This window comes from Paraburkholderia sejongensis (genome assembly GCF_020880815.1).
Lineage (GTDB): Bacteria > Pseudomonadota > Gammaproteobacteria > Burkholderiales > Burkholderiaceae > Paraburkholderia > Paraburkholderia sejongensis.
Window position 1 is genome coordinate 305846 of record NZ_JAJITD010000006.1, and the last position, 24019, is coordinate 329864.

Consider the following 24019-nt stretch of genomic DNA (forward strand, 5'->3'; position numbering starts at 1 on the left):
ATAGTCGATCGCCTGGAAATCCTCACCATCCTGGATAGGCTCACCCAGGCGGACCCACTGCAAGCGCATAAGGACGCACGCCGCGCCCAGCTCCCGTAAAACCTCACCATAGCGCTATCTCCTGGAACTGCTCACCATAGCGTGAACTCCTGGAATTCCTCACCGTTGCGAGCTCTCCTGGAACTCCTCACCATTCGCGCGTGTGGTCACCACATAAAGCACCGATAAGCCGCGCGTACACCGCATACGGATCCGGGGAGTCGAGCCACCTTCGCTTCCCTCAACCCGCGCACGACTGTGCAGCGCGGCATATCAGTGCGCCGTATCCCCCCCAATAAACTTCATCAATGCACGCGCAGTCCCCCACTGCGCCCCATGCACCAAATTCATACCCCGCATTTTTGGCCCGAATTTGACCGCGGTTTTTGCGGCTCATATCGTGAGCCCCATGCCGTCCGGATGTGATTCCTCCCCGCTGCGCAGAGCGCATCTCGTGCGGGAACTCCAACTTCGTTCTCCCTGAGCCATGAACTCTGACGCGATGAATTCCGACCTGGGCGCGCCGCTAGCGGCACGCCGGCCCGCCCGATCGACGAGCGATGTGCGCCGCGCGGTCACCACCGCCGTACTCGGCCAGATCCTCGAATGGTATGACTTCTTCCTGTACGGCACGGCCGCCGCACTCGTATTCGGCAAACTGTTCTTCCCGGTCGGCAGCGATCCGCTGACCGGCACGATCGCCGCGTTCGGCGGCTTCACCGTCGGTTTCATCGCGCGGCCGATCGGCGGCGTGTTGTGCGGCCACATCGGCGATCGCTACGGCCGCAAGCTGGTCACGATGCTGACGCTGTTTACGATGGGCACGGCCACCATGCTGATGGGCCTGCTGCCCACCTATCAACAGATCGGCCTCGCCGCGCCGGTGCTGCTCGTGTGTCTGCGCATCGTGCAAGGGCTCGCCGCCGGCGGCGAATGGAGCGGCAGCATTTTGCTGATCCACGAAAACGCGCCGCAATCGAAGCGCGGCGCGCTGTCCGCCTGGAGCCCGTGCGGCGCGGCGTTCGGCTTCGTGCTGTCGACCGGCGCATTCCTGCTCGCGCAGAACCTGTCGCCGGACGACTTCCACAGCTGGGGCTGGCGCATTCCGTTCCTGTGCAGCGCCGCGCTCGTCGTGCTGGGTCTGTGGATGCGCCGCTCGGTCGGCGAAAGCGCCGCCTACGCGGAAGCGCAAGCGAAGCGCCGCGAAAACCGTGACAACCATGAAAGCCGCGCGACCCGCTTGCCGGTACTCGAAGTGCTGCGCCAATGTCCGCGCGAAGTGCTGACGATCTTCGGTCTGCGTTTCGGCGAAGGCGGTGCGTCGTACATCTTCTTCGCGTTCTCGCTCGCGTACGGCCAGTTCGTCGGCGTGAAGTCGAGCTGGATTCTCGGCGGCCTGACGGTGTCGATGCTGCTGATGATCCCGTGCACGCTGTTTTTCGGCTATCTGACCGACAAGGTCGGCCGCAAGCCGGTTTATCTGGCCGGCGCGATCGCGGTCGTGCTCGTCGCGTGGCCTTACTTCGCACTGCTTGGCTCGGGCGTCTACTGGAAAGTGATGACCGCGCTGGTGCTGGCCAACAGCGTCACGCTCGGCATTCTCGAAGGCGCGCAACCCGCGTTCATCAGCGAAATGCTGCCGGTGCACCTGCGCTTCTCGGGGCTCGGTGTCGGCCGGGAAATTTCGTCGGTGCTCGGCGGCGGCCTGTCGCCGATGATCGCTACCGCGCTGCTCGCGCACTACCGCAGTGCGACCCCGGTCGCGCTCTATCTCGGCGCGCTCGGCCTGATTACCGTGATCGCGACACTGCTCGCCCGCGAAACCTATCCGAAGGCGATGCGCATCCGTGCGCGTCAGGAAGCCGAATGACATCGCTCACACAATCGCAACCAGAGGAAACGCGCATGCACGCCGTCCAAACCGCAAGCGCCCGCGCTTGCAACGCCGCTCGAATCGTCGATACTCAGGATGACTATCCACAATACCCGGGGCCGCTGTCGCTGGACGAACTGATCGTCGAGGTCGAGCGCCGTCGCGACGAGTTTCACGAGGTCTCGCACGTGCCGCGCGACATGATCGCGAAGATGAAGCGCGCGGGCATTTTCCGCGCGAGCACGCCGAAGCGTTTCGGCGGCGACGCGCTGCCGCCCGCGCAATTTCTGGCGATGCTCGAACGCATTGCGATCACCGATGGCTCGACCGCATGGGTCGCCGCGTTCGGTTCGGCCAACACCTACCTCGCGGCGCTGCCGCTCGAAACCCAGGCACGCATCTACGCGAGCGGTCCGGACCAGGTGTTCGCCGGCGGTCTGTACCCGTTGCAGCCGGCCGAACGCGCGCCCGGCGGCTATCTCGTGTCGGGCCAGTGGCGCTTCGCGAGCGGTTGCAAAGGCGCGGACTGGATCGGCGTCGGCATCGGCGGTGCGCCGGCGAAACCGGGCGACGCGAATGCGGGCAAGCCGTTTACCGCGGTGTTTCCGGCGAGCGAAGTCGAGATCGTCGACAACTGGAACGTGGTCGGCATGCAGGGCACCGGCAGTCACGATCTGCGGTTGAAGAACAAATTCGTCGACGAGCAGTGGACTTTCGTGCGCGGCGGCGTGGCGCTAATCGACGAGCCGCTCTATCGCTACCCGGCCGTCGCGTTTCAGGCCCAGGTGCACGCGGCGGTCAATCTCGGGCTCGCGCGCGCGGCGCTCGATCTGCTCGCCGGCCTGTCGGGCGTGACGAAGACGACGACCGGCGCGCCGCGGCTCGCCGATCGCGGGTACTACCGCTCGGGCCTCGCGCAAGCCGAAGCCAATCTGCGCAGCGCGCGGGCGTTTTTCTTCGAGTCGGCGGAATCGGCGTGGCGCACGATCCTGGCGGGCGACCCGGTGTCGCCGCAACAAGCGAATCTGCTGCGTCTGTCCGCGACCCACGCCGCGCACACCTGCGCCGACGTGGTGATGCACGCATACAAGATGGCCGGCATCGGCGCCATCTACAACGAGAGCCGGATGCAGCGGCTGGTGCGCGATTCGATCGTCGTCACGCAGCACGCGTTTCTCGGCGAAGGCACGTATGACGCGTCGGGCGCGCTGTTCGTCGGCATCCCGCCGGTGACGCCCTATCCCTGAACGACGAGGAGCGACTGCGATGACGCACGACGAAACCCGCGCGCACTTCCGCAACGCGATGGCCTGCCTTGGCGCGGCCGTCAACATCATCACCACCGATGGTCCGCGCGGCCGCTGCGGAATCACCGCGAGCGCGGTCTGCTCGGTGACCGATACGCCGCCGACGATGCTGGTGTGCATCAATCAATCGAGTTATGTACACGACGTGCTGCACGAAAACGCCGACATCTGCATCAACATTCTCGGCGCGCATTCCCAGGAACTGGCAAGCGTATTCGCCGGGATGACCGGCTGTTCGATGGACGCGCGCTTCGATCAGTGCGCGTGGCAGCCAGGCAGGCTGGGCGTGCCGGTACTGACCGATGCGATTGCGACGTTGGAGGGCAAGATCGTCGACAGCAAGACCGTTGGCTCGCATTCGGTGATGTTCGTGCGGATCGCGCACATCGCCACGCGCGACGACGGCGACGGCCTCGTCTATTTCGGCCGACAGTTCCATCGACTCGCGCGCGCGGCCGACACGCGCAAGGCGGCGTGACGATGCAGGTCTGCCTCTTTCTGCTGGGCGCGAACGACGCGCAGCCGCTGGCCGACATCGGCCAATTGCAGCGCGCCGCGAGCGCGGTCGCCGGATTGCGCCAGCTTATCGTGCACGAGCCGATTGCCGGCCAACACGACGCGCGTATCGTTGCGGTCGAAAATGCGCCGTCATGCGTGCTGCAGTGGTACTTCGACGAACTCGCGACGCTCGAAGCCGCGCTCGGCGCCGATGGCACGATCATGCGTGCGTTGCAGGCCGGGCTGCGCGAGCAGTTGAGTCCGCTGCAAGCCTTCACTCAGCAAGTGATGGCGGTACGCAAGTACACGCCACCGCACGCGACAGCCGTGCCACAACAAGAACCGCGCTGCACGTATCTGGTCGCGTATGACGGCATCGCGCAAGACTTCAATGCATGGCTCACGCATTATCTGGAGCACCATCCGCCGTTGATGCTGCAATTGCCGGCGCTGCGCGAAATGGAGATCTATACGCGCATCGACAGCCGCAGCGATTTGCCCTTCGCGCCGGCCAACGCGATGCAACGCAACAAGGTCGTGTTCGACGACGCAAGCGCGCTGACCGATGCGCTAGCGTCACCGATTCGCGACGCCATGCGCCGCGATTTCCACGCGCTGCCGCCGTATAGCGGGGCGACTCCTCATTTTGCAATGCGCAGCGTCTACGGTAACCTCGCGGCATACTGACCGGCGCGTCGTGCGTCAAGCGACGCGCGTTTCGTTTGCGAGAGCTGCGCATGACCAAGCCGAATGCCGGTATCCCCGATCTGAATCTGCTGCGCGTGTTTCTCGCGATCTGGGACCTGCGTAGTCTGACCGCGGCCGGCGATCGGCTCGGCCTTACGCAACCGGCGGTCAGTCACGCGCTGCGCCGGCTGCGCACGCTGTTCGAAGACCCGTTGTTCGCGCGTACCCCGAACGGCATGGTTCCCACCGATGCCGCATTCCGTCTCTACCCGCCGCTCGCGCAAGCGTTCGCGATCATCAACGACGCGGTCCAGCAACTGGCGAAGTTCGAGCCGTCGACCGCGCAGCGGGTATTCCGCGTGTCGATGTCGGATATGTCGGAGTTCTACTTTTTGCCGCCGCTCCTCGCGCTGCTCGATCGCGACGCGCGCGGCATTCGCATCGAAGCGGCCAATGTTCCGGTCGAGTCTGTGAGTGCGGCGATGCGCGCGGGCGAAATCGATCTCGCGCTCGGCTATGTGCCCGGTCTCGACACCGGCTGCGTGAGTCAGACGCTATTCGTCGACGAGCACGTGTGCGTGGTGCGCGCCGGTCACCCGTTGCGCAAGACGAGGCCGAGCCGCGAAGACCTGGCCGCGCTGCGCTATGTCTACGCGAGCACGAATGCGACCGGGCACCGGATGGTCGAACAATGGCTCGATGAATTGAACGTGAAGCGCGACGTCGTGCTGCGGCTGCCGCATTTCGTCGTTGCGCCTGAGATCGTAATGAATACCGATCTCGCGGTGATCTTTCCGAAAAGCATCGCGCAGCGTTTCAATCGCGGTAAGGCTTTCCGGATTCTGCCGCTGCCGTTTTCTCTGCCACCGATAGAGATCCAGGTACATACGCACACGCAATTCGCGGCGGACGCCGGCATTGCATGGCTGCGCGAAACCATTCGTACGATGTTCTCGCAGCAGGCCGCATGAGGCGGCGTGAGGCCGCGGAAATGCCGCGACGTACCGCAAAAATCGCGCATTCGGTCTCGCACATTTGCGGCACTGATACCCGCCGTGCTTTTCGGCTAATTTGACGCCGCTATCTGTCGCCTCGACACTCAGTGACATTCGAAGCCTTTTCCGAAAAGGCCGTCTCTTCCCCACATATCAGATACGAGTAGACATGGCTTCCGTTCAATCGTCGATCGCGGATACACGCAGTACCGTGCAATCCGATCGCGCACTCAGAAAAATCGTCATCGCGTCGGTGGCCGGCAATGCGATGGAGTGGTACGACTTTTTCGTCTACGGCACCGCGGCCGCGCTGGTGCTCGGGCAACTGTTCTTTCCGCCGAATGCGAATCCGCTGATCGGCACGATCGGCGCGTTCGCCGCATTCGCGATCGGCTTCATCGCGCGGCCGCTCGGCGGCATCGTGTTCGGGCATATCGGCGATCGTTATGGGCGTCGCGCGTCGCTGGTGTGGACGCTGATGATCATGGGTTTCGCCACCTTCGGCATCGGGCTCCTGCCGACTTACGACCATATCGGTCTGGCAGCGCCGGCCGCGCTCGCCGCGTTGCGCCTGCTGCAAGGCGTCGCGTCCGGCGGCGAATGGGGCGGCGGCGTGCTGATGATCAGCGAGAATGCTCCGCCCGAAAAGCGCGGTTATTTCGCGGCGTGGAGTCAGTTGGGCGTGGGCGGCGGCTTCGTGCTGTCGTCGGCCGCGTTTCTCGCGGTGCAGGCGCTGCCGCACGATCAGTTCATCTCGTGGGGCTGGCGTCTGCCGTTTCTCGCCAGCATTCTGATCTTCGCGCTCGGCGTCTATATCCGTCACAACCTGCCGGAGAGCCGCGACTTCGAGAACGCCGACAAGGCCGGCAAGACCACCCATATGCCGGTGCTCGAAGCGATCAGGCGTCATCCGAAAGAGATCCTGATGGCGATGGGTCTGCGCGTGGCGGAAAACGGCGGCGCCTATATTTTTCTCGCGTTTTCGCTGGTGTACGGCAAGTTCATCGGCATTTCGAATTCGGTGATGCTGACCGGCGTGATGCTCGCGATGGTCGTCGAAATGGGCGCGATGCTCGCATGGGGCAAACTGTCGGACCACATCGGGCGCAAGCCGGTGTATATGATCGGCGCGCTCTCGCTGGTGGTGATGGCGTTTCCGTTTTTCTGGCTGCTCAATACGCATTCGACGCCGCTGGTGTGGCTCGCGTTGGTGCTCGGCACCGCGGTGTGTCATGGCGCGATGATCGGGACCCTGCCGGCGCTGGTCGGTGAGTTGTTCAGTACGGAGGTTCGTTACTCCGGCGTCGCACTGGGGCATGAAGTGGCGTCGATTTTCGCGGGCGGTTTGTCGCCGTTGATTGCGACCGCGCTGCTTGCGCGCTATCAGGCTTACTGGCCAGTCGCCGTGTTCCTGATGGTGCTCGGGTTGATTACTGTGGTGACGCTGAGGTTTACGCACGAGACGCGTCAGCGGTAACTCGCGCTCTTTCGCTTCACTTAAAAAGCATTCGCGCGGCGTGGGCCGCGCGAATGCTTTTTTATATCTGCTTCCCCAATGTATTGAGAAATTCGGACCGGATCAGGTTAGGGAATGCGCATTCGGAATGTTGTCGGTAATGCGCATTGGTGGCAATATCGTAATGAAAACCCACCTCGGAGGTCCCTCATGGTTGCTGTCTATGCTGCCGTCCCGAAAAAAGCGACGAACGTCTCTTTAGCCGAAAGTCTGCTTGCCGAAGCCAAGGAACTCGGCATCAACGTGTCTCAGGCAGCGGAAGCTGGTCTGGCGAAGGCCGTGTCCGACGCGCGGGCTGAAGCTTGGCTGGTCGAAAACAGGGAGGCGATCGAAAGCTCCAATGCATACGTCGAGAAGCATGGGCTGCCTCTCGCAAAGTACAGGATGTTCTGATGGCGAGATTCGATGTTTATCGAACCCCGGATGGCGAGGGTTACCTGCTTGACGTGCAGGCGGACACGATGAGCCATTTCAACACGCGGGTCGTGGTCCCGTTGATGGCGGTAAGGGACGCACCTAAGGTTGCCACTCGGCTCAATCCGGTATTTGTCATCGAAGGAACGCAGCATTCGATGGTGACTCAATATCTGGGAACCATTCCTGCAAAGGAACTCAGACAGGTGGTTCTGAGCCTTCGTGATCGATACGATGAAATTGTTGCTGCGATCGATCTGCTGTTACAGGGGTTCTGACCATACTGCCCGCGCGGAGCTGGCTGCGTGAGCGACATCGCACCTTCCCCAACCCCCCCCCCCAGTAAAATCAGCCTGATTGATGCCTCCATCGCTTTTTAATCTATTTGGCTTATCCAAATAGCCCCGCTAACCTTGGCCTATCGTCCCCAAAGAAACACACCGGAAGGCCATCATGCAAGCTCAAACCCTGAAAGTTCGCGTCGACGCGTTGCGCGAGGAAGCGCATGGCGTGCGCTCGTTCAGCATCTCGCGGCTCGATGGGCTGCCATTCGAGCGCTACGAACCGGGCGCGCATATCGACGTGACGAGCCCATCGGGCGTCACGCGCCAATATTCGTTGTGCGGCGATCCCGAATGCGTGGAGTCGCAAATCTTCGCGGTGAAGAAAGAAGAGCAATCCCGCGGCGGCTCGCGTTCGCTGCATGACGATGTGAGCGTCGGCACCGAACTGTCGGTCGGCGCGCCGCGCAATCTGTTTCGCCTCGAAGAAAGCGCGAGCGAGCACATCCTGGTCGGCGCGGGCATCGGCATCACCCCGTTGCTGTCGATGGCCTACCGGCTCGCCGCACGCGGCGCGCGTTTCACGCTGCACTATTTCGCGCGCAGCGAAGCGCATGCGGCGTTCATGTCGCTGCTCACGCGCGAGCCGTTCGCGCAGCACGTGAAGCTGCATTTCGGCGTCGAGCCGGAAGACCTGAAAGCCGCGCTCGACGCGTGTCTGCACGACGCCGGCAACGGCGCGCATGTCTATACCTGCGGGCCGGGTCCGTTCATGGACCGGGTCGTCGAAGCCGCGCAAACGCGCGTGCCCGCCGACGCGATTCATCTCGAACGTTTCAAGGCCGAGCCGGTGTTGGAAGCCGACACGTCGCTCGACAGTTTCGACGTGCAACTCGCGAGCAGCGGTCAGACGGTGCGGGTGGATGCCAAGACATCGATCGTCGAAGCGCTCGCGTCGATCGGCATCGAAGTGGACACGTCATGCGGCGAGGGTGTGTGCGGCACCTGCATGGTCGACGTAGTGAGCGGCGAGCCCGAGCATCGCGACCACTGTCTGAGCAAGGCCGAGCGCGCGAGCAACAGCGTGATCTGCTGCTGTATTTCGCGCTCGCGCTCGCCGGTGCTGGTGCTCGACCTTTGAGTGAGCATCACTGAATCAGAACCTCGGCCTCACATCTTCTCGAATCCCGCGAGGATGTCGGTAATCATCCCGCGCATCCACGCGATCCCTTCGTCTTCGTGGAAGTGTTCGTGCCAGTGCATCGTCACGGCGGCTTTCGGCAACGGGACCGGCAATGCGTAGATACGGAACGCGTCGCCGCGATTGAGAATATGCGCGAGCCGTTCGGGTAGCGTCGCGAACAGATCGGTCGCGGTCAGTACACCCGGCACCGCGACGAAGTGCGGCAACGCAAGCGCGATATTGCGCCCGACGCCTTGCGCGCGCAGCGCGTCATCGAGCGCATGGTGACTGTGTTCGAGCGAGCGCACCTGCACATGCGACGCGGCCAGAAAGCGCTCCAGCTTCAGCGTATTGCCGCTCGGCAAATCCGCGCGCTTTCGCGTCATACACACATACGACTCTTCGAACAGTAGGCTATGCCGGGTAAGCGGCAGCAGCGACGGCAAATTGCCGATTGCGAAGTCGAGCCTGCTCGAGCGCAGCGCTTCTTCTATCTCCTCCACCGGCAACGGCTCGACCACCAGCTTCACGCGCGGCGCGGCCTGCTGCACGGCCGCGCACAGCGCCGGCAGATACGCCATCTCACCGGCATCCGATAACGACAGACGAAACGTGCGCGTGCTCGTCGCCGGATCGAAACGCTCCGCGTAACGCAGCGCCTGCCTGACGGTATCGAGCGCGCGCCCGACGATCTCCGCGAGTTCGAGCGCGACCGGCGTTGGCTGCATGCCCGCGCGCGTGCGAATGAACAGCGTGTCGTCGAACATCGTGCGCAGCCGGCCGAGCGAGTAGCTGACCGCGGGTTGCGATAGCGCGAGGCGCTCGCCGGCTTTCGTCAGGCTGCGCTCTTCGACAATCGCCTGAAATACGCGCAGCAGATTGAGATCGACGTGGTCGATGGAAGTCATGGGAACACTCTTGAGATATCAGCCGGATTTATCCGGAGACCTGTTTTTAATCGATTTGACGCATGATCGTCGCAAAGCGAGACTGATGTCAACGAGAGGATGCGCCGATGTGTTGCACGCGGTTTTGTGCGTCGACGTGCGTCTTCGTTTCGACAACGCGACTTTTCCCTACCCCACAAAGATGAGTACGCCGACCTATCAAACCATCGACACCAGCGCTTTAGCCAGGCGCGCCGAGCCCGATCGCATCGCGCCGTCCCTTTACTACGATCCGGCGTTGTTCGAAGCCGAGCTCGAGCAGATTTTCTACAAGACGTGGATCTGGGTCGCGCACGACAGCGAACTGCCGAAGCCGGGCGATTTCATCACGACGACGATCGGCCGCCAGCCGGTGATCGTCGTGCGCGAGAAGAGCGGCGCGGTCAACGTGCTGCAAAACCGCTGCCGTCATCGCGGCGCGACCGTGTGCGAAGAGCACAAGGGCAATGCGAAGGGCTTCACCTGCCCGTACCACAGCTGGTCGTACGCGCTCGACGGCACGTTGCGCGCGCTGCCGTATGGCGACGGCTACGAGGGCGTGTGCGAGAAAGGCGATCTGCCGCTGAAGAAGCTGCGCGTCGGCGTCTATCAAGGGCTGATCTTCGCGAGCTTCAACGAAACGATCGAACCGCTCGAAGATTTTCTCGGCGGCGCGAAGCCGTGGATCGACCTGTTCATGAAGCAGGGCGCCGGCTATCCGATCAAGGCCAACGGCGAGCACAAGTTCAAGTTCAAGGGCAACTGGAAGATCCAGCTCGAGAACACCACGGACCTGTATCACTTCCCGGTCGTGCACAAGTCGTGGATGAAATCGATCGATGACGAAACCGCGGCGGCGATCACCAGCTTCATGACCAGCGACGAAGCGTTCTGCCGCTCGCTCGGCAACGGCCATAGCCTCGCGGTGCTGATGCCCGAACTGGTCGATCTGGATCAGGACGACGGCGCGCCGCTGCAGGAGCGTTTCAACGAACTGGCCGGGAAACTCGCGGAAAAGCACACGCCGGAAGAAGTGCGCCGGATCGTGCGCTCGCTGATGGGCGTCGGCTTCAACCTGAACCTGTTCCCGAACCTCGCGCTGTCGATGGCCTTCTTCCGCGTGCTGCGGCCGATTTCCGCCGAGGAAACCGAGATTCGCCATGTCGCGCTCGCGATGGACGGCGGCCCCGACGAAGCGAACCGCGAACGTCTGCGGATTCACGAACACTTCCAGGGCCCGTTCGGCTTCGGCAGCCCCGACGACGCCGAAGCATGGGAGCGCGTACAGCGCGGCTCGCATGCGGGACCGGACGTGCCGATCCTCGTCAATCGCGGACTGAATCGCGAAACCACCGCCGCGAACGGCGAGAAGACCGCGCACGCAACCGACGAAACCGGCATGCGCGAAGCGTACAGGCAGTGGCGCGCAATGATGGAGCAGGCATGATGGACGATAGAAACGCACTCTTTTCCCACCAGACCTTCGCGCGCGCGATCGAATTCATCTGGCGCGAAGCCGAATTGCTCGACCGGCGCGACTATCGCGAGTGGCTCGAACTGTGGGACCCGGCCGGCTACTACGTGGTGCCGATCGATCCGAACACGACCGACTACGCGGCGACGCTGAACTACGCGTACGACAATCAGGATATGCGCGAAAAGCGCGTGCAGCGGATGACTTCCGGTTACTCCGCGTCCGCCTCCGATGCGGCGCGCACGGTGCGCACCGTGTCGCGCTTCACGCTCGCGAGCGATAGCGCGGACATGGTCGAAGTGAAGTCATCGCAGATCGTCATCGCGTACAAGCGGGGCGTGTCGACGATCTTCGCCGCCGATCTGACGCACAAGATCAGCATGGCGAGCGGCGAGCCGCGTCTGGTCGAGAAGGTGATCCGCCTGATCGATTCCACCGAAGCGCTGAGCGCGATCGGCTTCCTGCTCTGATCTATACGAACACGGCCACGGGCCGGCCGGTACTCGCAACCCGGCCGGCCCACGCCGTTTTACTCGCGAATCACCATGCCGACACTCGAAGTCTATTTGCCGCACGGCTACGCGGACGAACGCAAAGCACAACTGATCGAGGGCTTGACCGATGCGACCGTTCGCGCGATCGGCGCGCCCGCGGAGTCCGTGCGGATTCTGCTCTCGGAGATGGCCGCCGCGCATGCCGGCCTCGGCGGCAAGCTAAGCGCCGCCGCGTTGCCGGTCATCATCGCGATTCTGATCGCGGGCCGCACCGACGTGCAGAAAGAAGCGCTGATTGCGCAGTTATCCGAAACGATCGCCGCAGTGCTCGACGTACCGTTGCCGTCCACCCGGGTGATGATCAAGGACATTCCGAACACCGACTTCGGCCTCGGCGGCAAGACCGCGCGGGCGCTGGGTCGCTAGCGTCGCGATGGTCTCAGGCGCGCGGCAGCAACGGCAACGCGAAGCGGCAATCGAGGCCGCCGGTTGCCGCGCGCTGCGCCCACACGCGCCCGTCGTGACGCGCGACGATGTTCTTGCACAACGACAGTCCGATCCCATTGCCGGCCGCCTTCGACGAAGAAAAGCCTTCGAACAGGCGGTCGAGCACGTCGTCGGGCACGCCCGGGCCGTTGTCGATCACATGAAGCTCGGCCTTGCCATCGTTCTGCGACGTCGCGAGCGTGACCACGCGCTCGGTCTGCATCGCGCCGCTCAGCGCTTCGACCGCGTTGAACGCGAGATTGAGAATCACCTGTCCAATCAGCACGCGTTCGCAACGAACCGGCAATGGCTGCGCGGCCTGTTCGAGCCGCACGGTCACGCCTTCGTCGCGCGCGCGCAGTTCGATGAAGTACGCGACCTCAGCGAGCACGTCGCGCAGATCGGCTTCGGTCGCGACCGGTTCGCGCTTGCCGACGAATTCGCGCACGCTCCTGATGATCAGCGCCGCATGCTCCGCTTGCCGGTCGGCGGCGCGCAGACCCCATATGGCGCTTTCGATCCCATCCGGTTGATTCAGACGCTGGATCGCCCCTTCGACGAAGTTGCGCACCGCCGCGAGCGGCTGGCTCAATTCATGAGCGATCGCGGTCGCCATCTCGCCCATCGCGTTGTAGCGTCCCGCGTATTCGAGCATGCGCGCTTCAATGCGACGCGTTTCCTCCACCGCCACTTCGTCGCTGATGTCGCGAAAGTGCACCAGCACGCCGTTCAGCGCCGTGTCGATATCGACGCGCCGGCACGAGATGCGCAGCCAGCGTTGCGCGCCGTCGCGCCGGGTGATCCGGTAGCGCTGTGCATCGCTCGAATCGCCCGAATGTTGACGCGGCGCGTCGCGCAACTGCGCGGCCAGCCGGTCGCGGTCCTCGCGCGTGCAGTAGTCGAGCGCGGCGCCGAGCGGCGCGTCCGGCGCGACGCCGAGCACACGGCGGCCGGACTCGCTCAGATACGCAACCTTGCCGCGCGACGTAATCAGCGCGACGCCTTCGCCAAGGTCCTGCATGTACTCGCGCAAACGCGCTTCGTAACTGCGCAGCTTGCGGCGCATCGCTTCCTGCGCGCTGATGTCGCGAAACTGCACCATCACGACCGGCCGGCCGCTCAACGGTACATAGGTCGCGATTGCCTCGGACAACATATCGACGCCGGTGCGCGAGCGATAGCACCACTCGTACGCTTGCGGTCCGTCGCCGATGGAGCGGCGCATTGCATCGACGGCGATCTCGCGGCGGTACTTCGCGTCGTCGCGCGTCATGTGGTGGGCTTTCAGCGGCAGCAGTTCTTCGAGCGTATAGCCGAGCGCGACGCAGGCGGCGCGATTCGCCCACACGATCGCGATGGTCTCGGCATCGTGCAGCAGCACGCACTGGTTGAGCGAATCGAGCAGCAGGCGGAAATCGGTTTCGGACAGGGTAGTCATGGCGACGCATTCGATGCGGTAAGGCCCGCGCAAAACCGCGCGACGAGCGAGCGTCCACCATACCACCGGCATCGGCACGCATTACTAAAGAATTCCTTACCCGTCTGCGGAGATTGCCCTAAGTCGCGTCCTTTCTTCCCAATTGTCCGTGTTTATTGGCGTTCCTAGACTGGTTCCATCGTGTTCGACGACACCACCGACACCACCGACACCACCGCTTACCATTCACAGGATACGGAGACGCTCATGGCACTCGCCGCCGCGCTGAAGCAGGACGACACGGCCCAGTTCGAAGAACTGGCACTCGATGACGTAATCGCCGAGATCGCGAAACGGCGCGAGGAGTTCGAGCGTCTGTCACACGTGCCGCGCGACGTGATCGACATGCTCAAGCGCGCGCGCATCTATCGGGCGGCGACGCCGAAGCGCTTCGGCGGCGATGCGCGCGCGCCCGGCGAGTTTCTGCAACTGATCGAACGGATTGCGACCGTCGATGGTTCGGCCGCGTGGGTCGCGAGTTTCGGCTCGGCGAATCTGTATCTGGCCGCGCTGCCGCTCGACACGCAAGCGGCGATTTACGCGAACGGTCCCGACCAGGTGTTCGCCGGCGGCCTGTTCCCGGTACAGAACGCGACGGCCGAGACCGGCGGTTTTCGCGTCAACGGTACGTGGAAATTCGCGAGCGGCTGCAAGGGCGCGGACTGGCTCGGCGTCGGCATCGGCACCGGCAAGGCCGGCGAAGCGCCGGGCAAACCGCGCACCGCGGTGTTCCGGCCCGAGCAGGTCGAGATCGTCGAAAACTGGAACGTGGTCGGGATGCAGGGCACCGGCAGTCACGATCTGCGCGTGTCGAACCAGTTCGTCGCCGAAGACTGGACCTTCGTGCGCGGCGGCACGCCGACCGTCGACGAGCCGCTCTATCGTTATCCGACCGTCGCGTACGCGGCGCAGGTGCTGGCGGTCGTGAACCTGGGCCTCGCACGCGCGGCGCTCGACGTCGCCAACAACATGGCCGGCGGCCGCAAGACCACCACCGGCGCGCCGCAACTCGCGGACCGCGCGTATTACCGCATCGAACTCGCGAAGGCCGAAGCGCAACTGCGGGCCGCGCGCGCGTTCTTCTACGAATCGACCGACAGCGTGTGGCAGTCGATTCTCGCCGGCAACGACGTGACGCCCGATCAGGTCAGCCTGCTGCGTCTGTCGGCGACGCAGATCGCGCGCGACGGCGCCGACGTCGTAAACCGCGCGTACCGGCTCGCCGGCACCGCCGCGATCTATCGCAATCATCCGCTGCAACGCCTCGTGCGCGACGCGATGGTCGTCACCCAGCACGCGTTTCTCGGCGAAGGCAATTACGACGGAGCCGGCGCCGTGTTCGTCGGCACGCAGCCGATTCCCGGCTACCTGTAAGCAACATTAATCAGTCGAACCAAGGAACATTCCGATGAGCGATACCCGAAACCTGCCGTTGCGTGTGCTGTTCTGCTGCGGCGTCACGCAGAATTTCTTCGACCTGCCGCGCGAACAGATCGGCGAGGTGTGGCAAGCGTACGGCAAGATGCTCAATGCGGTCGAAGCGATGGAAAACGTGCGCGTGCTCGGCGTGATGGACGACGACCGCCTCGTGGTCGGCAATGCGGATGGCGCGCCGTGGACCTTCTACATCATGGCCGACGTCGCCGACTTCGATACCGCGGTGGCCGTGTGCAATCTGTATCGCACCACGCCGGTCGGCGAATACAACCTGTGGCGCTACGGCAAGATCGAAGCGCGCGTCGGCCGCGCGCTGACGGTGCCGCCGGCTGCCGCGCAGCAGGGGTGACGCGATGAACGAAGCGAAGGCCGCGGCAACGACTGTCGACGCTCTGCTCGCACGCATCCAGTCGCTCGAAGCGCAGAACGCGGTGCGCAACACGATCGCGCGCTATATGGCGCTGTGCGATGTGCCGGTGCGCGCGTTGCAGGGTGAAGCGCTCGCCGCGTTGTTTACCGGCGACGCGATCTGGGAAGGCATCGGCCCGCAGTACGCGAACAAGTTCGGGCGGCTCGAAGGGCCCGCGCAAATCGTCGCGATGTTGCAGCGCTATCTGCCGCCCACTCCGCATTTCGCGACCAATACCCACTTTCTGACCTCGGAGCACATCGACGTAAACGGCGCGAGCGCGACGGGCCGCTGGATCATGTTGCAAGCGTCTGGTTACGTCGATGGGAAAGCCGAATTGATCGCGGCACGCCTCGAAATCGATTTCGTGCCGGCCGCGCATGACGGCGGCGCGACGTGGCTGATTCGCCATTTCCGCACCGAGCGTCTGTTCGACGCGCCGTGGCGAGTCAATCCCGCTCAAGGAGTCACCGCATGACTGCATTGCTGCAAACATTCGATCTGCGCGCGACCGACAACGCGAACGCGCCGACGATCGCGATCAAGGACAGCATCGATATCGCCGGCTACGCGACGACAGCCGCGAGCCGCGCGCTCGCCGACGCGCCGGCTGCATCGGAGCACGCGGAGGTCGTGCAACGGCTGCTCGATGCCGGCTGGCGCATCACCGGCAAAGCGAACATGCACGAGCTCGCGTTCGGCATGACGGGCATCAACGATTTCACCGGCACCCCGGTCAATCCGCAGGATCCGGCGCGTATCCCGGGCGGCTCGTCGAGCGGGTCGGCGTCGGCGGTCGGGCAGAAACTGGTGGACGCCGCGCTCGGCACCGACACCGGTGGCTCGGTGCGCGGTCCCGCCGCGTGCTGCGGCGTGATCGGTCTGAAGCCGACGTTCGGACGCGTGTCGCGGCATCGCGTGGCGCCGCAGGTCACGACGCTCGATTGCGTCGGCCCGTTCGCGCGCGACATGCATACGGTGGTCGAAGTGATGAGCGCGATCGATCCGTCGTTTGACGCCGGCAACGCGCGTCGCGACGTTTCGCAGGTGCGCGTCGGCGTGGTCAGCGTCGACGCGGACGAGCAGATCGCCAACGCAATCGCCGCCGTGATCACGCGCGCCGGTCTCACCGCGCGGCCCGTTGAACTCGCGTCGATGAAGGACGCGTTCGCGGCGGGACTGTCGGTGATCAACGCGGAAACCTCGCGCGCGTTCGGCCATCTGGTCGACAGCGGCAAGCTCGGCGCCGATATCGAAACCCGTCTGCGCGCGGCAGCGACCACCAGCGCCGCCGATCTCGATGCCGCCGAACGGGTGCGCCGCCGCTTCACCGACGATGTGGATCGCGCGCTCGATCAACTCGACGTGCTGCTGCTGCCGACGATGCCCGCGTTGCCGATCACGCTCGAAGCGGCCCGCGCCGGTACCTCGGTGATCGCGATGTCGTCGCTGATCCGGCCGTTCAATCTGAGCGGCCATCCTGCGTTGACGCTGCCGGTGCCGCTCGACAATTCGCCGCTGAAAGCAGGACTGCAAATCGTCGGCCGCAAGAACGACGACGAAACGGTGTGCGCGGTCGCCGCGCTGATCGAAGCGCGGCTCGCGCAAACCGTCGAAACATAAATAAGGAGTCGGCACCATGTCGAACAGAATCGCGCTCGTGACGGGCGCCGCGCGCGGACTGGGTGCAGTCGTCGCGCGTACTTTTCATCAAGCGGGCTACAAGGTCGCGCTGGCCGATATCGCGCTCGAACCCGCGCAGCAGCTTGCGCGCGAACTCAGCGCGGACGGCTCCAGCGCCTGCGCGATCCGGCTCGACGTGACGCGCAAGGCGGACTTCGAAGCCGCGCGCGATAGCGTGCTCGAACGCTGGGGCGGCATCGATGCGCTCGTTAACAACGCGGGTGCGTCGAAAGTCGTGCCGGTGATGGAGATCAGCGCCGAGCAGTTCGATCAGGTGATCAACGTGAATCTGCGCAGCGTGCTGTTCGGCTGTCAGGTGTTCGGCGAGTACTTCGCGCAGCGCGGTGTGGGCCGCATCGTCAATATCGCGTCGCTCGCGGGACAGAACGGCGGCTCGGCAACCGGCGCGCACTACGCGGCCGCGAAGGGCGGGGTGCTGACGCTGACCAAGGTGTTCGCGCGCGATCTCGCCGCGCGCGGCGTGACCGTCAACGCGATCTCGCCGGGGCCGCTCGATCTGCCGATCGTTCACGAAAGCGTGCCGGCCGACAAGCTGGAAAAAGTGATCGAAGCGATTCCGGTGGGCAAGCTCGGCGCCGCGTCGTATATCGCCGAGGTCGCGGTGATGCTCGCGTCGGGTAACGCCTATTTCGCCAACGGCGCGTGCTGGGACATCAATGGCGGGTTGTATATGCGCTGACGCTGGCGCGCGGGGTGGCGTGACGTCAACGTGATTCCGCTGTGATGCCGGTGTTATGCCGGCGTCATTCCTGCCGCTCGTCCGACGGGCCCCACACTTCGAGCACGCCGCGCACGAGCGTCGGAATCGACGTGGCGCCGAGCTTTTCCTTGATGCTCGCGCGATACACGTCGACCGTCTTCACGCTGATGGACAGATCCGCCGCGATGACCTTGCTGGCCTTGCCTTCGATCAGGCCGTTCAGCACTTCCTTCTCGCGCGCGGTGAGCGAGTTGATGCGCTCGCGCAGTTCGAGCTGGCGCATGTGTTTGGTGTGACGTTGGGACGCGAGTTTCATCGCGCGCTGGATGCGTTCGAGCATTTGCTGCGAGTTGTACGGCTTTTCGACGAAATCGATCGCGCCGTGCTGCAACGCGCGCACCGACATAGGAATATCGCCGTGACCGCTGACGAAAATGATCGGCAACGTCGCGCCGCGACGGTTCAGCTCTTCCTGCACGTCGAAGCCGCTCACTTCCGGCATCCGCACGTCGAGCACGAGGCAGCCGGGCACGTTCAGGTCGAACGCGCGCAAAAAATCCGTCGCGCTGACGAAGCCGTGCGATTTGATGCCGACCGATTCGAGCAGCCACGCGAGCGACGTGCGCATGCCGTTGTCGTCATCGACGATATAGACGACAGGAGCGGCATCGGAGACGGACGGTCGAGCGGTTGGCGGCATTGGAATAACGCACGTGTGAGTGGACAAACGCACACGAGAAAGATCGTATTGGGCTTTTAATCATAGCTGGCCGGAAAGCGCTCGCAAAGCCTCGCAAATACTAGCGGCGCAGCTTGCGTGAACCGGCAACCGAACACAGGAGACATCGACATGTCGAGCAACCCGTTACCCGCTGAAAGCGGAATCGACTACGAGCGCCAGCAGTTCAGACAGGCGATGGCGCATCTGGGCGCGGCCGTCAACGTGATCACCACGGCGGGGTCGCACGGCTGCTGCGGGATCACCGCGAGCGCGGTGTGCTCCGTCACCGATGCGCCGCCCACGTTGCTGATCTGCCTGAACAGATCGAGCGCGATGCATGCGGTGTTCGACGGCAATCGCAACGTGTGCGTAAATGTTTTACCGGCGAGCCTCGAAAGCATCGCGCGTCATTTCGCCGGGATGACCGGTCTTTCGATGGAAGAGCGTTTTCAATTGCCGGTGTGGGACGAGGGCGAGCACGGCGTGCCGGTGCTGCGCGGCGCGCTCGCGAGTTTGCAGGGGAAGATCGTCGAAGCGAAGGAAGTCGGCTCGCACTCGGTGATGTTCGTCGAGACCACCGCGATTCGCGTGCGCGCCGACGGCGACAGCCTGATTTACTTCGACCGCAATTTCCACCGGGTGCCGCGGGCCTGGAAAGGGCAGTGAGGTGACGGGAGGGCGGCTCCCGTAAATCCTCACCATTGGCGATCTCCTGGAATTCCTCACCATTGCCGGAGTCCCTGGAAATCCTCACCATTGCCGCGCCTCCTGGAACTCCTCACCTTTCGCGCCAGTTCGGCAACGCCCGCGAGCACCTCGATCATCGTCATGCGCGCTCGAAGCTACGCCTGCGGCTGTCGGTTCAGATAGCGCGCGCGCATTGGCTTGAGTGCGAACAGCGCGAGCATGGCGGTGACGATATCCAGCGTGATCGCGAGGCTGAATACCGGCACCCAGCTACCCGTATGTTGATGCAACAGCGCCGCGAGCGGGCCGCCGAAGATCGAGCCGATGCCCTGCGAAATGTACAGCCAGCCGTAATTCTCGGTGGCGTGGCGCGTGCCGAACGTATCGGTCAGCGTTGACGGGAACAGCGAGAAGATTTCGCCCCAGCCGAAGAACACCACGCCCGAGAGCAGCACGAACAGCACGGCGTTGTCGCGCGTCAGGAGCCACAGCGCCATCGCGACGCCTTCGAGTGCGAACGCGAAAAACATCGTGTTTTCACGGCCGAAATGGTCCGACACCCAGCCGAATAGCGGGCGCGTGAGGCCATTCGTGAAGCGGTCGATAGTCAGCGCGAGCGGCAGCGCGGCCATGCCGAACACGAGGACCTTCGTGATGCCGAAGTCCGCCGCGAAGGTCGCCATCTGCGAGGTGACCATGAGGCCCGAGGTGGACATCATCGTCATCATCGCGAACATGAGCCAGAAGAGCGGCGACTTCATCATTTGCGAAGGACGAAGATTCGGCACGCGCGATGCCGCCGCGGCCGCGGTCGGCTCGAGCGCCGCATGTTGCGGCACGCGCAGGCCTTGCGACGCGAGAAAGCCCACGATCGCGAAGGCGATGCCGAAAATCCACAGCGTGGCGTCGATGCCGCGCGTCGCGAGCGATGCGGCGATCGGGAAGGTGGTCACGATCGCGCCCATGCCGTAGCCCGCCGCCACCGCGCCGGCTGCGAAGCCGCGGCGGTCGGGGAACCAGCGCACCATCAGCCCGACAACGCCGACATACACGATGCCCGTTCCCAGTCCGCCGACGACACCGTACGTCAGATAGAGCATCGATGTCGTCGTGGCCATCGACGCGAGCACCCAGCTCAGGCCCGACATCACCGTGCCGAGCGAGATCAGCAGACGCGGCCCGAAACGGTCGATCAGTTTGCCCTGAAACGGCGAGAAGAACGTCTGCAAGATGATGAGCAGCGAGAAGGTCACCTGCAGTTGCGGCAACGGCACGCCGAGCTTTACCGACAGCGGCTTGGTCAGCAGCGTCCATACGTATTGCGGGCTGGAGATCGCCATCATGCAGATGAGGCCCAGGCCGAGCTGAAGCCAGCGATTATGTGTCACGGCGGCGCCCGCGCTTGCGGCGACATCGTCGTGCATCGTCTGGATGCGAGTGTTCATATGCGTTCCCCGGTTGAAGTACGAATTCGAAAGGACGAGAGCTGCCCTCCGGTCCCACGAAAACGCGGGACCGGATCAGATCAATGGGTTACGTCGCGACGTGAAGCGGCGTGAAGCGACGTGAAGCGACGTGAAGCGACGTGAAGCGGGGTTACCAGCCGGCGGCTGAGCCGTCGCTGCGCGGATCGTGGCCGCCCTCGAGCAAACCGTCCGGATAACGAACGATCGCGCCGGCGTGGCCCATCGCTTCGTCGTAAGCGGCGAGCACATCCACGTCGTGGCCGAGCGCGCGCAGCGCCTCGACGGTGGCGGCGGGAAAGCGCGCTTCCAGCTTGAGCGAATCGGTGGACTGGCCCCAGGTGCGGCCGAGCAGCCAGCGCGGCGCATCGATCGCGGCCTGCGGGTTCCAGCCGAATCGCGCGATGCGGGAGAACACCGCGCTCTGCGACTGCGGCTGACCGTCGCCGCCCATGTTGCCGTACACCATCGTGCGGCCATCGGCGAAACGGGCGAGGGCGGGATTGAGCGTGTGGAACGGACGGCGGCCCGGCATCAGCGGATTGAGCGACGAAGCGTCGAGCGAGAAGCTGCAGCCGCGGTTCTGCCAGTTGATGCCCGATTGCGCCAGCACGATCCCGCTGCCGAACTCGTGATAGATGCTTTGGATGAAACTGACGGCGACGCCATCGCCATCGACGACGCCCATCCAGACCGTGTCGCCGGGGCCGCGGCCGCGGCCCCAGGCCGCCGCGCGCGACATCGACACCTGAGCCGCCATTGCGTCGAGCGCGGCCGGATCGAGCTGCGTGAGCGGGTCGATGCGCATATGGTCCGGGTCGGTCACGTGTTCGTCGCGCACCTTGAAGGCGAGCTTGGTCGCCTCGACGCACGCGTGCACGAACTCGGGGCCGAGCGGGTCCATGTCGTCGGTGAGCACGCGATCCAGCACGCCGAGGATCAGCAGCGAGACGAGCCCCTGGGTCGGCGGCGGCATGTTGTAGACCGTGCCGAGCGTGTGTTGCAACGCGAGCGGCGTGCGTTCGCGGGCCCGATGCCGTTCGAGGTCGTCGAGGCTCACGAGCGTTTCCAGCGACGCGAGATCGCTCGCGATGCTGCGCGCCAGATCGCCGCGATAGAAGTCGTCGAGACCGGCATCGGCGAGCCGTTGCAGCGTCGCGGCCAGCCGCGCGTTGACGAAGCGCTCGCCGGTGCGCGGCGCGCGCGAGTCGGGCAGGAAGGTCTGCGCGAAGCCCGGCACGCTTTCCAGTTCGCCGCGCTTGGCCGCGATGCAGTCGGCCTGGCTGCGCGTCACGGGAATGCCGCTCTTCGCATAGTGAATGGCGTCCTCGAGCAGCCGCGCGACGGGCAGGCGGCCGCCGAGCGCGTCTTTCGAGAAGCGATGCGCGAAGTCCCAGCCGGACACCGTGCCCGCGACCGTGTTGGCCGCGAGCGGACCGCGCGCGGGAATCGCGCTCAGGCCGCGCGCGCGATAGGTGTCGATGTCGGCGCGCATCGCCGCCGCGCCGCACGCCTCGATGCCGACGGGCGCGTGACCGGGGCGCCAGATCAGCCAGAAGCCGTCTCCGCCGATGCTGTTCATGTGCGGATAGACCACCGCGATGGTCGCGGCGGCGGCGATCATCGCCTCGACCGCGTTGCCGCCTTCGCGCAGGACGGCGAGCGCGCTCTGCGACGCGAGCGCGTGTGGCGCGACCGCCATGCCGCGCGTTCCGCGCGCGGGATTCAGTTGGTTGGCCGCGACGTGCGGAGACTCAAGATGCATGGTCGTTTTCCTTGTATACAACGAATTCGAACCATGCGAGATCCGTGCCAAGGTTCGGTGAAAACCCTGAGAAGGCTTGCAGGCAGGCGATTTCAGCGCTGTATCGAGCGACCCTGAGTGCCGCCGCGGGCTGCCGTCAGATGGTGCGCCGGGACCTTGCCGGTGCGTGCGCGATGGCGGCACGCCCCGGCTCGGTGCGCGCGGCGAGCAGCCGCTGCATCGTGAGTCCGCTCACGCTGGCCTGGCTCCCGCCGATATGACGCGACACGAGTTCGACGCAGCGCGCGCTGTCGCCGTGACGGATGGCGTCGAGAATGGCCGCGTGTTCGTCGTAGGTCTCGGCGATGCCGTCGCCGTGTACGAGATCGAGTCGCCGCACCACGCGGATGCGGTCGGTGACGCGCTGCATCGCCGAAGTCAGTTCGTGGTTGCCGGCGGCCGCGACCAGAGCATGATGCAGCCCTTCATCCAGTTCGACGAGCTTGCGGCCATCGGTGATGCGCTGCGCGCGTCCCACTTTCCAGATGCGCTCGAGCCCATCGAGCAGCAGATGCAGTTCCGCCTGCGGCGCTTCGCCGTCGCAGAGCTTGCGTACGGCGAAGGTTTCGATCATCTGGCGCATTTCGTAGAGATCGTCGAAGCGCTTGTTGTCGATCGGCACGACTTCCCAGCCGCCGCGCACATAGCCTTGCATCAGGCCATCGCTCTGCAGGCGCTGCAAAGCCTCCCGCGCGGGCGTGCGCGAAACCGCGAAGCGTTCGGCGATGGCGCCTTCCGTGAGCCGGTCGCCAGGCAGCAGATGCATGTCGAAGATTTCGTCGCGCAGCGTGTAGTAGACGCGATCCGCGCGCGAAAGCGTGGCGTGAGGGGCGATGGCGGCGCGCTCGTCGGTGTTCATGGTCACGTTGCGTCGGCCTCGCTTTCGTCGTGGGCGAGCAACTGGCTGTCGGGCAGCCGGAAGGGCACGAGGTTGTCCGAGTTGTTGGCTTCCACCAGCCGGATCATTTGCAGCATGAAGACATCGCGCTCGACGGGCGACAGATGTTCGATGGTGCGCTCGTGCGCGCGCTGCACGGCGGCGGCCATCTTCCTGACCAGACGTTTGCCGGCGGGTGTGAGCCTGACGAGCCGCAGCCGCTTGTCATGCTCGGCCTGCGTGCGGCTGACGAGCCCGCGCGCGTTCAGACGCGGAATGACTTCCGCGACGCTGGAGCGCTCCAGTCCGACTTCGATGGCGAGCGAGTTCTGATCCATCTCGCCGAGCGATTCCAGTGCTGTCAGCAAGCTGTATTGCACCGGCGTGATGTTGAATTCGCCGGTTTCCTGCGCGAACAGGAACGTATGAATCTGATGCATGCGGCGAATCAGAAAGCCCGGCCGCGCGAAGAGCGGCGAGCGCGCCTGGCGCTCGGCAAGCTCCGCCCGAACGCTGTTGATGTCGATGTGATCGGTGACCGTGTTTCGCATATCTCGACTTTGGATA

General features: G+C 64.4%; 25 protein-coding genes. 18 read left to right on the forward strand and 7 right to left on the reverse strand.

Annotation, left to right across the window (positions count from 1 at the left end; translation table 11 throughout):
- Window positions 1-541: 541 nt before the first annotated feature.
- The 9 genes from LJ656_RS14340 (at window position 542) to LJ656_RS14380 (ending at window position 8751) form a co-directional block, all read left to right on the forward strand.
- Window positions 542-1909: an MFS transporter gene (locus LJ656_RS14340; protein ID WP_230510065.1), complete on the forward strand. Its 1368-nt coding sequence runs from the start codon at window positions 542-544 to the stop codon at window positions 1907-1909.
- A 35-nt stretch (window positions 1910-1944) separates the two neighbouring features.
- Entirely contained in the window at window positions 1945-3159 is a 1215-nt protein-coding gene (locus tag LJ656_RS14345) for an acyl-CoA dehydrogenase family protein (RefSeq protein ID WP_230510066.1), read from the forward strand.
- 19 nt (window positions 3160-3178) lie between these two features.
- A complete protein-coding gene (gene hpaC / locus LJ656_RS14350) occupies window positions 3179-3697 on the forward strand; it encodes a 4-hydroxyphenylacetate 3-monooxygenase, reductase component (protein WP_230510067.1) in 519 nt (172 codons plus the stop codon).
- A gap of 2 nt (window positions 3698-3699) precedes the next feature.
- A complete protein-coding gene (locus tag LJ656_RS14355; RefSeq protein WP_230510068.1) occupies window positions 3700-4404 on the forward strand; it encodes an EthD family reductase in 705 nt (234 codons plus the stop codon).
- 50 nt (window positions 4405-4454) lie between these two features.
- A complete protein-coding gene (locus LJ656_RS14360; protein ID WP_230510069.1) occupies window positions 4455-5375 on the forward strand; it encodes a LysR family transcriptional regulator in 921 nt (306 codons plus the stop codon).
- 193 nt (window positions 5376-5568) lie between these two features.
- On the forward strand, window positions 5569-6876 hold the full coding sequence (locus LJ656_RS14365; protein WP_230510070.1) for an MFS transporter: 1308 nt from the start codon (window positions 5569-5571) through the stop codon (window positions 6874-6876).
- A gap of 189 nt (window positions 6877-7065) precedes the next feature.
- Window positions 7066-7308, forward strand: a complete 243-nt coding sequence (locus tag LJ656_RS14370) for a type II toxin-antitoxin system CcdA family antitoxin (RefSeq protein WP_230510071.1) — start codon at window positions 7066-7068, stop codon at window positions 7306-7308.
- Window positions 7308-7607, forward strand: coding sequence for a CcdB family protein (locus LJ656_RS14375; RefSeq protein ID WP_230510072.1), 300 nt, complete (start codon window positions 7308-7310; stop codon window positions 7605-7607). Before LJ656_RS14370 ends, LJ656_RS14375 begins: the two co-directional genes overlap by 1 nt.
- Before the next feature lie 175 nt (window positions 7608-7782).
- On the forward strand, window positions 7783-8751 hold the full coding sequence (locus LJ656_RS14380; protein ID WP_230510073.1) for a PDR/VanB family oxidoreductase: 969 nt from the start codon (window positions 7783-7785) through the stop codon (window positions 8749-8751).
- A gap of 29 nt (window positions 8752-8780) precedes the next feature.
- Here the strand turns inward: LJ656_RS14380 and LJ656_RS14385 are convergent, their stop codons facing one another.
- Window positions 8781-9701 carry a LysR family transcriptional regulator gene (locus LJ656_RS14385; protein ID WP_230510074.1) on the reverse strand — a complete coding sequence of 307 codons (921 nt, stop codon included), beginning with the start codon at window positions 9699-9701 and terminating at the stop codon, window positions 8781-8783.
- 181 nt (window positions 9702-9882) lie between these two features.
- Between LJ656_RS14385 and LJ656_RS14390 the strand changes: the two genes are divergently transcribed.
- From LJ656_RS14390 to LJ656_RS14400, 3 genes are all read left to right on the forward strand, one after another.
- Window positions 9883-11166, forward strand: coding sequence for an aromatic ring-hydroxylating oxygenase subunit alpha (locus tag LJ656_RS14390; protein WP_230510075.1), 1284 nt, complete (start codon window positions 9883-9885; stop codon window positions 11164-11166).
- A complete protein-coding gene (locus LJ656_RS14395) occupies window positions 11163-11663 on the forward strand; it encodes an aromatic-ring-hydroxylating dioxygenase subunit beta (protein WP_230510076.1) in 501 nt (166 codons plus the stop codon). The genes LJ656_RS14390 and LJ656_RS14395 overlap by 4 nt, the downstream gene beginning before the upstream one ends.
- 75 nt (window positions 11664-11738) lie before the next feature.
- Window positions 11739-12113, forward strand: coding sequence for a 2-hydroxymuconate tautomerase family protein (locus LJ656_RS14400; RefSeq protein ID WP_230510077.1), 375 nt, complete (start codon window positions 11739-11741; stop codon window positions 12111-12113).
- Window positions 12114-12126: 13 nt separating this feature from the next.
- On the opposite strand, the gene LJ656_RS14405 is transcribed toward LJ656_RS14400, so the two are convergent.
- Window positions 12127-13611, reverse strand: coding sequence for a PAS domain-containing sensor histidine kinase (locus LJ656_RS14405; RefSeq protein ID WP_230510078.1), 1485 nt, complete (start codon window positions 13609-13611; stop codon window positions 12127-12129).
- Between the two features lie 246 nt (window positions 13612-13857).
- On the opposite strand from LJ656_RS14405, the gene LJ656_RS14410 reads away from it, so the two are divergent.
- From LJ656_RS14410 to LJ656_RS14430, 5 genes are read left to right on the forward strand one after another with little or no spacing between them, the layout of a single operon-like run.
- On the forward strand, window positions 13858-15024 hold the full coding sequence (locus LJ656_RS14410) for an acyl-CoA dehydrogenase family protein (RefSeq protein WP_230510079.1): 1167 nt from the start codon (window positions 13858-13860) through the stop codon (window positions 15022-15024).
- A gap of 34 nt (window positions 15025-15058) precedes the next feature.
- Window positions 15059-15436 carry a hypothetical protein gene (locus tag LJ656_RS14415; protein WP_230510080.1) on the forward strand — a complete coding sequence of 126 codons (378 nt, stop codon included), beginning with the start codon at window positions 15059-15061 and terminating at the stop codon, window positions 15434-15436.
- Window positions 15437-15440: 4 nt separating this feature from the next.
- Window positions 15441-15974 carry a nuclear transport factor 2 family protein gene (locus LJ656_RS14420; RefSeq protein ID WP_230510081.1) on the forward strand — a complete coding sequence of 178 codons (534 nt, stop codon included), beginning with the start codon at window positions 15441-15443 and terminating at the stop codon, window positions 15972-15974.
- A complete protein-coding gene (locus LJ656_RS14425) occupies window positions 15971-17119 on the forward strand; it encodes an amidase (RefSeq protein ID WP_230510082.1) in 1149 nt (382 codons plus the stop codon). The genes LJ656_RS14420 and LJ656_RS14425 overlap by 4 nt, the downstream gene beginning before the upstream one ends.
- Window positions 17120-17135: 16 nt before the next feature.
- A complete protein-coding gene (locus LJ656_RS14430) occupies window positions 17136-17879 on the forward strand; it encodes an SDR family NAD(P)-dependent oxidoreductase (protein WP_230510083.1) in 744 nt (247 codons plus the stop codon).
- A gap of 64 nt (window positions 17880-17943) precedes the next feature.
- Here the strand turns inward: LJ656_RS14430 and LJ656_RS14435 are convergent, their stop codons facing one another.
- Entirely contained in the window at window positions 17944-18600 is a 657-nt protein-coding gene (locus LJ656_RS14435; RefSeq protein ID WP_230510084.1) for a response regulator transcription factor, read from the reverse strand.
- 150 nt (window positions 18601-18750) lie between these two features.
- Here LJ656_RS14435 and hpaC (LJ656_RS14440) point away from each other — a divergent pair, with 150 nt between their 5' ends.
- Entirely contained in the window at window positions 18751-19287 is a 537-nt protein-coding gene (gene hpaC / locus LJ656_RS14440) for a 4-hydroxyphenylacetate 3-monooxygenase, reductase component (RefSeq protein ID WP_230510085.1), read from the forward strand.
- Between the two features lie 176 nt (window positions 19288-19463).
- Here the strand turns inward: hpaC (LJ656_RS14440) and oxlT are convergent, their stop codons facing one another.
- From oxlT to LJ656_RS14460, 4 genes are all read right to left on the reverse strand, one after another.
- Window positions 19464-20753, reverse strand: coding sequence for an oxalate/formate MFS antiporter (gene oxlT / locus LJ656_RS14445; RefSeq protein WP_230510086.1), 1290 nt, complete (start codon window positions 20751-20753; stop codon window positions 19464-19466).
- A 151-nt stretch (window positions 20754-20904) separates the two neighbouring features.
- Window positions 20905-22536 (reverse strand): gamma-glutamyltransferase family protein, encoded by a 1632-nt coding sequence (locus tag LJ656_RS14450; RefSeq protein WP_230510087.1) that lies wholly within the window; start codon window positions 22534-22536, stop codon window positions 20905-20907.
- Between the two features lie 136 nt (window positions 22537-22672).
- A complete protein-coding gene (locus tag LJ656_RS14455; protein ID WP_230510088.1) occupies window positions 22673-23434 on the reverse strand; it encodes a GntR family transcriptional regulator in 762 nt (253 codons plus the stop codon).
- 2 nt (window positions 23435-23436) lie between these two features.
- Window positions 23437-24003, reverse strand: coding sequence for a MarR family winged helix-turn-helix transcriptional regulator (locus LJ656_RS14460; RefSeq protein WP_230510089.1), 567 nt, complete (start codon window positions 24001-24003; stop codon window positions 23437-23439).
- Window positions 24004-24019 lie beyond the last annotated feature (16 nt).